The sequence below is a fragment of the Streptomyces sp. NPDC029292 genome (genome assembly GCF_055569295.1).
Genome location: NZ_JBVHXR010000007.1, coordinates 43,101 through 54,672, shown reverse-complemented (window position 1 = coordinate 54,672; position 11,572 = coordinate 43,101). Strand labels below are relative to the sequence as shown.

Here is an 11,572-nt window from a genome sequence, read left to right as displayed (position 1 = left end):
ACCCCGTTCGTCACCGGACTCAGTAGGCCACGCCCACGCCCTGCTTCACCGTCCCCGCGTCGTCGATCATCGCCAGCATCGCGTGCGCCACATCGGCGCGGGCGATGAACCGGCCCTTGAGCGGGAAGCTCCCGACGGCCGTGCGGTACGCGCCGGTCACCGGCTTGTTCTGCAGGCGCGGCGGGCGCACGACCGTCCAGTCCGTCGCGCTGCGGGCCACCTCCTGCTCCATCTCCCTGAGGTCGGCGTAGACGTCCTTCAGGAGCCCCGAGATCAGGCCCCGCATGGCGCGGTCGACGAGCGCGGCGCCCTCGGGGTCGGGGCCGACCGGACCCGCGCTCACCACCAGCAGCCGCCGCACCTCCTCCGCCTCCATGGCGCCCAGCACCGTACGGGTCAGCCGGGCCGCGACCCCGGCGTCCTTGCGGCTGCGGGCGCCGAGCCCGGACAACACCGCGTCCCGGCCCGCGACCGCGGGGCGCAGCGCCTCCGGGTCCCTGAGGTCCGCGCGGAACACCTCCAGGCCCGCGCCCGTGACGGTCAGCCGCGCCGGGTCCCGTACGACGGCCGTGACCTGGTGGCCCGACTCCAGCGCCTGCCGGACGATCTCCTGGCCGATGCCTCCTGTGGCACCGAAAACGGTGAGTTTCATGCGCCTGCTCCCCTTGGGTGGACCAGTGGGTGAGTGGTGGGTGAGTATTCACTCACCCGTCTTCCTCCTAGAGTGAGTAAGTACTCACCCACCCGTCAAGCTTGATTGGACCGGCCATGGAATCCTTGAGCCCCCTGCAGCAGAAACCGGCCCGGATCCGCATCCTCGACGCGGCGCACGAGCTCATGCTCACCGTCGGCCTCGCCCGCGCCACCACCAAGGAGATCGCCAAGGCGGCGGGCTGCTCCGAAGCCGCGCTATACAAGTACTTCGCGAGCAAGGAAGAGCTGTTCATCCGTGTCCTGGCGGAGCGGCTGCCCACGCTGGGCCCCCTCCTGGACCGGCTCATGGCCGAGCCGGAGGAGCACACCGTCGAGGAGAACCTCACGGAGATCGCCCGCCAGGCGGCCCTCTTCTATGAGCAGAGTTTTCCGATCGCCGCCTCCTTGTACGCGGAAACACAGCTCAAGCGCCGCCACGACGAGGCCATGCGGGCGATGGGTGCGGGCCCGCACATGCCCATCAAGGGTGTCGCCGCGTATCTGCGCGCGGAGCAGCGGGCCGGGCGCATCCACCCGGACGCCGACAGCTTCGCGGCCGCGTCCCTGCTCCTCGGCGCATGCGCCCAGCGGGCCTTCGCGTACAACTCCACGGAGGAGAGCCGGCCGCCGGCCCTGGACACCTTCGCCCCGGCCCTCGCGCGCACGCTCCTGCGCGGTATTTCGCTTGCCGATGGCCCGGCCTGACGATCACCCTTTGCCTATGAGGCACCCCATATGCGGCTGAGGCTCCGCCAGTTCAGACCTCGCACCGGCCCGCACGAGCACCGAGTCGTCCAGCCCTGGACACCGTTGCGCCACACGTCACTGCGCGACCCGGACCCGTACGGCCTGCTGATGGGAGACCACGACGGCCTGAACCGGCTCGCGGGACTGCTCTCCTTCGCCGCGTACTCGAGGCACACGATCGTGCATGTGCCGCTGCGAGACGGTCTCCCGCCCGACGAGGGCTGCGGCGACCTGGTGGACCTCGTCCTGGTCCACCAGTCGCTCGGTCTGCGTCCCAGCGCATGGCCGGAACTGCGCCGCAAACTGGTGCGCGGCACCCCGCTCACCGTCCGCACCGACGAGGCCCGCACCGCGCGCGACGCCGCGTCCTGGCAGCAGCGGCGCCACCACAAGGACATGCGCGACCTTCTGCGCCACACGACACACGCGCGGACGTTCTTCCTCGTCGGCAGCCGCGACATCTTCGCCGACACGGCCACGGCCTTCGCCTGCGCGGCGGGCTGGGGTCCCCGCGAGAAGGGCGTCGTCAAGGGGCACTCAGCCCTGGTGACCGGGATCGCCGGCCTGATGCCGGACGGTGACGACATCTGGCGCAGCCCCGAGGTCCTCATCTGTTTCAAGCCGTATCCGCCGTACGCGCACTTCAGGCGACCGGGCCGCTGAGCCAGTCGTCCACCCCGGCCAGCAGCTTCGCCCGGACGTCCTCCGGGGCGGCCGAGCCGCGGATGGACTGCCGTGCCAGTTCGGCCAGTTCCGCGTCCGTGAAGCCGTGGTGGCGGCGGGCGATCTCGTACTGGGCGGCCAGCCGGGAGCCGAAGAGCAGCGGGTCGTCGGCGCCGAGGGCCATCGGCACCCCGGCCTCGAACAGAGTCCTCAGGGGTACGTCCTCGGGCTTCTCGTAGACCCCCAGGGCGACGTTCGAGGCCGGGCAGACCTCACAGGTCACCTCGCGGTCCGCGAGCCGCTTCAGCAGCCGTGGGTCCTCGGCGGCGCGCACCCCGTGGCCGATCCGCGCGGCGCCCAGGTCGTCCAGGCAGTCGCGGACGGAGGCCGGTCCGGTCAGCTCGCCGCCGTGCGGTGCGGACAGCAGCCCGCCCTCCCGCGCGATCGCGAAGGCCCGGTCGAAGTCCCGCGCCATGCCCCGCCGTTCGTCGTTGGAGAGCCCGAAACCGACGATGCCCCGGTCCGCGTACCGCACGGCCAGGCGGGCCAGCGTACGGGCGTCCAGCGGGTGTTTCATGCGGTTCGCGGCCACCAGGACGCGCATCCCGAGCCCGGTCTCGCGCATGGTCGTGTCCACCGCGTCCAGGATGATCTCCAGAGCCGGGATCAGACCGCCCAGGCGAGGTGCGTACGACGTCGGGTCGACCTGGATCTCCAGCCACCCCGAGCCGTCCTTGAGGTCCTCCTCGGCGGCCTCGCGCACCAGGCGCCGAATGTCCTCGGGATCTCTGAGGCACGACCGCGCGGCGTCGTACAACCGCTGGAACCGGAACCAGCCCCGCTCGTCCGTCGCCCGCAGCTTCGGCGGCTCTCCGCTGGTCAGCGCGTCGGGCAGATGGATCCCGTGTTTATCGGCCAGTTCCAGCAAGGTGGTGTGCCGCATCGAACCGGTGAAGTGCAGGTGCAGATGGGCCTTCGGCAACTCAGAGACATCACGTACACGCTCCATCCCCGGATCTTGCCGTACGGGGATGTCGTGCCGGTAGCGCTTTCCCTGATCGTGGTCTTGCTCGAACAAAGAAACGGGGCACCTACTCGGAAAGTAGGTGCCCCGCGCGCGTGGAGTGCGAAAACGTCAGTCGCGGGCTTCCGCCAGCAGCTTCTGGATCCGGCTGACACCCTCGACGAGATCCTCGTCACCGAGGGCGTACGACAGGCGCAGGTAGCCGGGCGTGCCGAAGGCCTCGCCGGGTACGACCGCGACCTCGGCCTCCTCCAGGATGAGCGCGGCCAGCTCGACCGTGTCCTGGGGGCGCTTGCCGCGGATCTCCTTGCCGATCAGAGCCTTCACCGAGGGGTACGCGTAGAAGGCGCCCTCGGGCTCCGGGCAGAGCACGCCGTCGATCTCGTTCAGCATCCGCACGATCGTCTTGCGGCGGCGGTCGAAGGCCTCGCGCATCGTGGCGACGGCCTCCAGGTCGCCGGAGACGGCGGCGAGCGCGGCGACCTGCGCCACGTTCGAGACGTTCGACGTGGCGTGCGACTGGAGGTTGGTCGCGGCCTTCACGACGTCCTTCGGGCCGATGACCCAGCCCACACGCCAGCCCGTCATCGCGTACGTCTTGGCGACGCCGTTGACGACGATGCACTTGTCGCGCAGCTCGGGCACGACCACCGGCAGGGAGTGGAACTCGGCGTCCCCGTAGACCAGGTGCTCGTAGATCTCGTCGGTCAGGACCCACAGGCCCTTCTCGGCGGCCCAGCGGCCGATCTCCTCGATCTGCTCGCGGGTGTAGACCGCGCCCGTCGGGTTGGACGGGGAGACGAAGAGCAGCACCTTGGTGTTCTCGGTGCGGGCCGCCTCCAGCTGCTCGACCGAGACGCGGTAGCCGGAGGTCTCGTCGGCGACCACGTCGACCGGGACACCGCCGGCGAGACGGATCGACTCCGGGTAGGTCGTCCAGTACGGGGCCGGGACGATGACCTCGTCGCCCGGGTCGAGGATCGCGGCGAAGGCCTCGTAGATGGCCTGCTTGCCGCCGTTGGTGACCAGGACCTGGGCGGCCTCCACTTCGTAGCCGGAGTCGCGCAGTGTCTTCGCGGCGATCGCGGCCTTCAGCTCGGGCAGGCCGCCGGCCGGCGTGTAGCGGTGGTACTTCGGGTTCGAGCAGGCCTCGATGGCGGCCTGGACGATGTAGTCCGGGGTCGGGAAGTCGGGCTCACCGGCGCCGAAGCCGATCACCGGGCGCCCGGCGGCCTTGAGGGCCTTGGCCTTGGCGTCCACGGCGAGGGTGGCGGACTCGGAGATCGCGCCGACTCGGGCGGAGACCCGGCGCTCGGTCGGAGGGGTTGCAGCGCTCATGGCACCCATCGTTTCAGACCGGAAACGCCCCCGGCACGCGGGTTTCACAGACTGAACATCCGCAGAACATCCGTCCGGATCCGGACGGCTCACCAGTCGATCTTCGGCGGACAAAGCCCGTACGGACACTTTCTGTTCGACGACCGGCCCCGGACCACGTACACTCTCACCTCGTTGGCCTTCACCGGCCGCACCCATCCGGTGCACACCGAGCACTCGGGCGGATGCGGTACGTTGGGGGAAATCAAAGGGTCGTAGCTCAATTGGTAGAGCACTGGTCTCCAAAACCAGCGGTTGGGGGTTCAAGTCCCTCCGGCCCTGCTACACACACCTTTCGCCAGGATGTGTGCGCATGTACGTACTGCAATGCACCGCCGTGCGGCTCCACCGGGCGCGGCACGGCCATGACCCGGAATCAGGTGAGGACGAGTGACGGACGCCGTGGGCTCCATCGACATGCCTGATGCCGAGGCGCCGGAGTCCAGTAAGAAGAAGGCTCGCAAGGGCGGCAAGCGCGGCAAAAAGGGCCCGCTGAAGCGCCTCGCCACCTTCTATCGCCAGATCGTCGCGGAGCTCCGCAAGGTCGTCTGGCCGACTCGCAATCAGCTGACGACGTACACCACAGTGGTGATTGTCTTCGTCGTCATCATGATTGGCCTGGTGACCGTGATTGACTATGGGCTCAACCACGCCGCCAAGTACGTCTTCGGCTGAGCCGAGAGCGAAGGGCGCCGTCACCGGCGCCCCTTTCGCGTGTTCCACCCCCATGTATCCAGGAAGAAGCAGCCACCGTGTCTGACCCGAACCTGAACGACGCCATCGAGTCGGTCGAGTCCGTTGACGACGAACTCGACATCGTCGAGGGCGCGGACGTCGAGGACGAGGTCGAGGCTGCCGACGCCGCTGCCGGCGAGCCCGCCGAGGAAGCGGCGCTGCACGTCGAGGACGAGTCCGGTGAGGACGTCGAGGACGAGGACGTCCCCGAGGAAGCCCTCACTGTCGAGGACGCCGACGAGGCCGAGGCCGAGGCCGAGGAGGCCGACGAGGAAGAGGCCGAGCCCGCCGCGCCCGTCGACCCCGTGGAGGCCCTCCGCGAGGAGCTCCGCACCCTCCCCGGCGAGTGGTACGTCATCCACACGTACGCCGGTTACGAGAACCGCGTGAAGACCAACCTCGAGCAGCGCGCCGTCTCGCTGAACGTCGAGGACTTCATCTTCCAGGCCGAGGTGCCGCAGGAAGAGGTCGCGCAGATCAAGAACGGCGAGCGCAAGACGATCAAGCAGAACAAGCTTCCGGGCTACGTCCTGGTCCGCATGGACCTGACGAACGAGTCCTGGGGCGTCGTCCGCAACACCCCCGGCGTCACCGGCTTCGTGGGCAACGCCTACGACCCGTACCCGCTGACCCTGGACGAGATCGTCAAGATGCTCGCCCCGGAGGCCGAGGAGAAGGCCGCCCGCGAGGCCGCCGAGGCCGAAGGCAAGCCCGCTCCGCAGCGCAAGGTCGAGGTCCAGGTGCTGGACTTCGAGGTCGGCGACTCGGTCACCGTCACCGACGGCCCGTTCGCCACGCTGCAGGCGACCATCAACGAGATCAACGCCGACTCGAAGAAGGTCAAGGGCCTCGTCGAGATCTTCGGCCGCGAGACCCCGGTCGAGCTCTCCTTCGACCAGATCCAGAAGAACTAGCACCTTCTGGACGTACGTCTTCCGAACAGGTCAGACGGGCTCTCGCAGCCGGTCTGACCTGCTCGGTTTTTGGCCGCGCACGGATACCCGTTATCGTTGTGCGGTATGCCTCCATCCGGATCATTGGCTCGGTTGAAGGCAGCCGTCCGGGGCGACTCGGACGTAGGAAGGCGAAAACGAAAGAGGACCCGGAATGCCTCCCAAGAAGAAGAAGGTCACGGGGCTTATCAAGCTCCAGATCAACGCCGGTGCGGCGAACCCGGCCCCGCCGGTCGGCCCCGCGCTGGGCCAGCACGGCGTCAACATCATGGAGTTCTGCAAGGCCTACAACGCCGCGACCGAGTCGCAGCGTGGCTGGGTGATCCCGGTGGAGATCACGGTCTACGAAGACCGCACCTTCACCTTCGTCACCAAGACTCCGCCGGCCGCCAAGATGATCCTCAAGGCCGCGGGTGTCGAGAAGGGCTCCGGCGAGCCGCACAAGACCAAGGTCGCCAAGATCACCGAGGCGCAGGTCCGCGAGATCGCCACCACCAAGATGCCCGACCTCAACGCCAACGACCTGGACGCCGCGTCGAAGATCATCGCCGGCACCGCCCGTTCCATGGGCATCACGGTCGAGGGCTGACACCCACCTTCGTAGGAACCATGCGGCGTGAGCCGCACGTGGCAGGGCCTGCTCGGTCCGTACCACGACTCCTCAGAACACATCAGGAGCAGTAGTGAGCAAGCGCAGCAAGTCTCTCCGCGCTGCGGACGCCAAGATCGACCGGGAGAAGCTCTACGCCCCGCTCGAGGCCGTCCGTCTCGCCAAGGAGACCTCCACGAGCAAGTTCGACGGCACCGTCGAGGTCGCCTTCCGCCTGGGTGTAGACCCGCGCAAGGCCGACCAGATGGTCCGTGGCACCGTGAACCTCCCGCACGGCACCGGTAAGACCGCCCGGGTCCTGGTCTTCGCGACCGGTGACCGTGCCGAGGCCGCGACTGCCGCGGGCGCCGACATCGTCGGCTCCGACGAGCTCATCGACGAGGTGGCGAAGGGTCGTCTGGACTTCGACGCCGTCGTCGCCACCCCGGACCTCATGGGCAAGGTCGGCCGCCTGGGCCGTGTCCTCGGCCCGCGTGGTCTGATGCCGAACCCGAAGACCGGCACCGTGACCCCGGACGTGGCCAAGGCCGTGACCGAGATCAAGGGCGGCAAGATCGAGTTCCGCGTCGACAAGCACTCGAACCTGCACTTCATCATCGGCAAGACCTCGTTCGACGAGACCAAGCTGGTGGAGAACTACGGCGCCGCGCTCGACGAGATCCTTCGTCTGAAGCCGTCGGCCGCCAAGGGTCGCTACATCAAGAAGGCCGCGATCAGCACCACGATCGGCCCCGGCGTTCCGGTCGACCCGAACCGCACCCGCAACCTCCTCGTCGAGGAGGACCCGGCCGCCGTCTGAGCCTCCCGCTCACCCCGGTGACCGCGTCGCGTACGCGTATGTGACACGGGCCCCGCAACCTTTCGAGGTGCGGGGCCCGTCCCCATTCCTGGAGTCGTTCGCGGGGGCTGTCCCCGGGACGAAATCCGGATACGAGTGTCAGTGGGCTGCGCTAGCGTGCAGCTCACAGAATTCGCTTAGGGGTGGGACGAATGAAGAGCACGACCGTGCGCCGCATGACCCTTTCGATCGCGCTGACGACCGCGCTGGCGGGTGTGGCCGCCTGTAGCTCCTCGGGTGACTCCGGGGGCTCCGGCAAGGACGACAAGGCGGTGCACAAGGGGACCACGCACGTCAGCCCCATAGCCGCCCTGCGCTCCGCCGAGAAGTCCACCGACAACGCCGACTCCGCCAAGGTCGAGTCCACGACGACCATGGGCACGCTGATGTCCATGAAGGCGGACGGTGTCATGGGCTGGGGCGACGGCCTCACCGGCACCATGACGATCACGTACACCGGTGGCACGATGGCCGACACGATGCGGCAGACGGGCAGCACCTCCATGCAGGCCCGCTACCTGCCCGACGCGTACTACGCGAAGATGAGCGACAAGTTCGCCGAGCAGGCGGGCGGCAAGCACTGGATCAAGTACGCGTACGACGACCTGGCGAAGTTCGGCGGCGGCTCGGGCGCGTATCTGAAGGACCAGATGCAGAACACCACGCCGAACCAGTCGGTGAAGCTCCTGCTGGCCTCCGGTGACGTCAAGAAGGTCGGCGAGGAGACGGTGCGCGGCGAGAGCACCACGCACTACTCGGGCATGGTGGACGTCGCGAACCTGGCGACCAAGAGCTCCAACCTCACGGCGAGCCAGCTGGCCGACCTGAAGAAGCAGCTCACCCAGGCCGGCGTGAGCACGGAGAAGGTCGACATCTGGGTCAACGGCGATGACCTGCTCGTCAAGAAGGTCGAGAAGGGCGAGCTGTCGACCGGCACGATGTCCTCGACGGCGTACTACAGCGACTACGGGGTGAAGGTCTCCGCGACGGAGCCCCCGGCCGGCGACACCGCCGACTTCAAGGATCTGCTCAAGTCGCAGGGCACCACGTCCTGAGCCCACCCGAATCCACCGCCTCCTGAACCCCACGAGAATTCACCGGACCACCCCAACCCCCTGGGATACGCTCGCGGCCTTGCTGTGAATCAACCATCTGTTCCTTGGGGGGAATCGTGGAGTTCGCTGTGCGCGGAAGTGTGCGGCATGGCGGTGTGCGGCGCGGAGGTGTGCGGCGCGGAGCGGCGGGCGTGACGCTCGCCGCCCTGGCGCTGGGCGCGGGTGCCGTCTCCTGTACGAAGGGTGACGCGGGAGAGTCGCCGGACATGACGCCCGCGGCGGCCGTCGCCAAGGCGGCTGAGAACGCGGATGACATCACCTCCCTCCGGTACCACATGTCGGGCCGGGCCCCGCAGCAGGGCCGGGTCGTCGGTGACGGGGCGCTGAACGTGAAGCCGCTGGCCATGAGCCTGAAGACGGCCTCCCTTGACGGGCCCGACAAGGGCAGGTTCGTGGAGATGCGGCTGGTCGACGGGGCGCTGTACCTGGGCGGGTCCGAGCAAGCCGTCGAGGGGACGGACGGCAGGCACTGGATGAAGTTCGACGTGTCCGGCCACAGCCGTACTCCCGGGGGCCTGAACCTCGACACCACCAAGTGGAGGGACGACGCCGACAAGAACCCGGCCCAGGAGGCCGGTTTCCTGACCGGCTCCAAGGATGTGGAGAAGGTCGGCACCGAGAAGGTCGACGGCGTCCGGACCACCCACTACAGGGGCACGGCCACCCTTGACGCCATCCGCGCGGAGTTGAAGACCGAGGCCAAGGCGACGCGGGTCAGGCGCGAGAAGAACCTCAAGCAGTACGAGGACATGGGCGCCGACACGCTCACGATGGACATCTGGATCGGTCCGGACGACCACACGAAGCGGTTCCGGGTGCGGGCCGCCGCCGACAAGGGCGCGTTCGACATGACCATGACCTTCCTCGACTACAGCAAGCCCCTGACGATCAAGGCCCCGGCCGCCAAGGACACCGTCGATCTCGCCCAGACGATGAAGGACGCCCAGGGCTGACCCCGGGATCCTGGGCCGATTTGCTTGCCGCGCGGCCGTTCACGTACTCTTCCCCAGAAGCCAAAGACCGCTGGTCGTTGCCGTGTGCTCGTAAGAGGGCATGGTGGCCGAAGGATCCGCTGAAACTGCGGACGACCCGCGTAGGTGACCGTGGATGTGCTCCTGGAGTTCTGTCAAAGAATTCTGGTCGAGCTACGCCCCGTGCGCCTGCGCCGGGGCGTTTCGTTTTGTCCAGCCCCTTCCGAGCGGTCCTCATCACCCGGAAGGAGGCCGACGCTCTATGGCAAGGCCCGACAAGGCTGCCGCGGTAGCCGAGCTCGCGGACCAGTTCCGCAGCTCGAACGCCGCTGTGCTGACCGAGTACCGGGGTCTCACCGTGGCGCAGCTCAAGACGCTGCGTCGTTCGCTCGGTGAAGACGCCCAGTACGCCGTGGTGAAGAACACGCTGACCAAGATTGCGGCCAACGAGGCCGGGATCTCCACGCTCGACGACCTGTTCAACGGTCCGACGGCGGTCGCCTTCATCACCGGTGACCCGGTGACGTCGGCGAAGGGTCTTCGTGACTTCGCCAAGGACAACCCGAACCTCGTCATCAAGGGCGGTGTCCTTGACGGCAAGGCGCTGTCCGCCGACGAGATCAAGAAGCTTGCGGACCTCGAGTCCCGCGAGGTTCTGCTCGCCAAGCTGGCCGGTGCCATGAAGGGCAAGCAGTCTCAGGCTGCCTCGCTCTTCCAGGCGCTGCCGTCGAAGTTCGTCCGCACTGCGGAAGCGCTTCGCGTCAAGCTGGCCGAGCAGGGCGGTGCCGAGTAATTCGGCTCGCGCATTGACCGCCGCCTGAGGCGACGGTCGTAGCGGGCCGAACGTACGCCCGCCTCACCAGTACATACCGGCACCTGCCGAATTAGTGGAAGGACGCCATCATGGCGAAGCTGTCCCAGGAAGAGCTGCTCGCGCAGTTCGAGAACCTCACCCTCATCGAGCTCGCCGAGTTCGTGAAGGCCTTCGAGGAGAAGTTCGACGTCACCGCCGCCGCGGCCGTCGCCGTTGCGGGCCCCGCCGCCGCCGGTGCCCCGGCCGAGGCCGCTGAGGAGCAGGACGAGTTCGACGTCATCCTCACGGGTGCCGGCGAGAAGAAGATCCAGGTCATCAAGGTCGTGCGTGAGCTGACCTCGCTGGGTCTGAAGGAGGCCAAGGACCTCGTCGACGGCGCTCCGAAGCCGGTCCTCGAGAAGGTCGCCAAGGAGGCCGCCGAGAAGGCTGCCGAGTCCCTCAAGGGCGCCGGCGCCTCCGTCGAGGTCAAGTGACTCGACGAGTCCGCCTGAGGACTCTCGGAGTCCGCTGAGGACTCTGTCTCGCGTGCTGACACAGCCGCTCAAGTAGCGCTGTAACGCTGACGCACCGAAGAGCGATCACCCATCTGGGTGGTCGCTCTTCGGCGTTCCAGGGGGTCTCGCAGCGGCTGCCTTGCGCTGGTGGTCGCGACGAGTAAGGTGATCTTCGTTGTGCCTCCGGCCGCCCCCGTGACGGGCTGCAAGACGGGCTGCACGTGACGTTCACGGCACTCGGTTTGGGCATGGGGGGCCTTGACGAACCGCACGCAGCGCGCAATTCTCAGGACGCGTCGTCACAACGATCCGGATCCGAGGCATGGATCGACGGCGAAGAGGGCAGTATCGATGTGCATTGAGGGCGTGGCTTGCCGCAGGTGTTGAGAACAACGATGGTCTCAAAAAACCGGGACTGGACATCAGTGGGCCTAGTGGCTACACTGACCCTTTGCGCTGCCTGTTAGCTGCCTCCTGCCCGTCACCAGGGGCATGCCCTCGCTTGAGCACCGATGACTGGATCATCCCTGACCTGGCC

General features: G+C 67.8%; 13 protein-coding genes and 1 tRNA gene. 11 read left to right on the top strand and 3 right to left on the bottom strand.

Annotated features, from left to right (window positions below; all coding sequences use genetic code 11):
- Positions 1-19: 19 nt before the first annotated feature.
- Positions 20-652, bottom strand: coding sequence for an NAD(P)-dependent oxidoreductase (locus ACZ4WS_RS17240; RefSeq protein ID WP_467981182.1), 633 nt, complete (start codon positions 650-652; stop codon positions 20-22).
- Positions 653-768: 116 nt separating this feature from the next.
- Here ACZ4WS_RS17240 and ACZ4WS_RS17235 point away from each other — a divergent pair, with 116 nt between their 5' ends.
- Positions 769-1,398 carry a TetR/AcrR family transcriptional regulator gene (locus ACZ4WS_RS17235; RefSeq protein WP_467981180.1) on the top strand — a complete coding sequence of 210 codons (630 nt, stop codon included), beginning with the start codon at positions 769-771 and terminating at the stop codon, positions 1,396-1,398.
- Between the two features lie 30 nt (positions 1,399-1,428).
- Positions 1,429-2,103 (top strand): hypothetical protein, encoded by a 675-nt coding sequence (locus ACZ4WS_RS17230; RefSeq protein ID WP_467981179.1) that lies wholly within the window; start codon positions 1,429-1,431, stop codon positions 2,101-2,103.
- Here the strand turns inward: ACZ4WS_RS17230 and ACZ4WS_RS17225 are convergent.
- Both ACZ4WS_RS17225 and ACZ4WS_RS17220 read right to left on the bottom strand, forming a co-directional pair.
- Positions 2,084-3,112: an adenosine deaminase gene (locus tag ACZ4WS_RS17225; RefSeq protein ID WP_467981177.1), complete on the bottom strand. Its 1,029-nt coding sequence runs from the start codon at positions 3,110-3,112 to the stop codon at positions 2,084-2,086. The two genes, ACZ4WS_RS17230 and ACZ4WS_RS17225, sit on opposite strands and share 20 nt — an antisense overlap.
- Positions 3,113-3,238: 126 nt before the next feature.
- Positions 3,239-4,465 (bottom strand): pyridoxal phosphate-dependent aminotransferase, encoded by a 1,227-nt coding sequence (locus ACZ4WS_RS17220; protein ID WP_467981175.1) that lies wholly within the window; start codon positions 4,463-4,465, stop codon positions 3,239-3,241.
- A 248-nt stretch (positions 4,466-4,713) separates the two neighbouring features.
- Between ACZ4WS_RS17220 and ACZ4WS_RS17215 the strand changes: the two genes are divergently transcribed.
- The 9 genes from ACZ4WS_RS17215 to rplL all read left to right on the top strand — a co-directional run bounded on the left by ACZ4WS_RS17215 (position 4,714) and on the right by rplL (position 11,013).
- Positions 4,714-4,786 (top strand) — tRNA-Trp (locus ACZ4WS_RS17215).
- 108 nt (positions 4,787-4,894) lie between these two features.
- A complete protein-coding gene (gene secE / locus ACZ4WS_RS17210) occupies positions 4,895-5,179 on the top strand; it encodes a preprotein translocase subunit SecE (RefSeq protein WP_467981173.1) in 285 nt (94 codons plus the stop codon).
- 77 nt (positions 5,180-5,256) lie between these two features.
- Complete coding sequence (nusG, locus tag ACZ4WS_RS17205; RefSeq protein ID WP_467981171.1) at positions 5,257-6,153, top strand: transcription termination/antitermination protein NusG; 897 nt, start codon at positions 5,257-5,259, stop codon at positions 6,151-6,153.
- Between the two features lie 193 nt (positions 6,154-6,346).
- Positions 6,347-6,781 carry a 50S ribosomal protein L11 gene (gene rplK, locus ACZ4WS_RS17200; protein ID WP_467981169.1) on the top strand — a complete coding sequence of 145 codons (435 nt, stop codon included), beginning with the start codon at positions 6,347-6,349 and terminating at the stop codon, positions 6,779-6,781.
- Between the two features lie 94 nt (positions 6,782-6,875).
- A complete protein-coding gene (gene rplA / locus ACZ4WS_RS17195) occupies positions 6,876-7,601 on the top strand; it encodes a 50S ribosomal protein L1 (protein WP_467981167.1) in 726 nt (241 codons plus the stop codon).
- Between the two features lie 191 nt (positions 7,602-7,792).
- Positions 7,793-8,695, top strand: a complete 903-nt coding sequence (locus tag ACZ4WS_RS17190) for an SCO4651 family lipoprotein (protein ID WP_467981166.1) — start codon at positions 7,793-7,795, stop codon at positions 8,693-8,695.
- 170 nt (positions 8,696-8,865) lie between these two features.
- Positions 8,866-9,708: an SCO4651 family lipoprotein gene (locus ACZ4WS_RS17185; RefSeq protein ID WP_467981676.1), complete on the top strand. Its 843-nt coding sequence runs from the start codon at positions 8,866-8,868 to the stop codon at positions 9,706-9,708.
- A 280-nt stretch (positions 9,709-9,988) separates the two neighbouring features.
- Complete coding sequence (rplJ, locus tag ACZ4WS_RS17180; RefSeq protein ID WP_020132671.1) at positions 9,989-10,519, top strand: 50S ribosomal protein L10; 531 nt, start codon at positions 9,989-9,991, stop codon at positions 10,517-10,519.
- Between the two features lie 110 nt (positions 10,520-10,629).
- Positions 10,630-11,013 carry a 50S ribosomal protein L7/L12 gene (gene rplL, locus ACZ4WS_RS17175; RefSeq protein ID WP_467981164.1) on the top strand — a complete coding sequence of 128 codons (384 nt, stop codon included), beginning with the start codon at positions 10,630-10,632 and terminating at the stop codon, positions 11,011-11,013.
- Positions 11,014-11,572 lie beyond the last annotated feature (559 nt).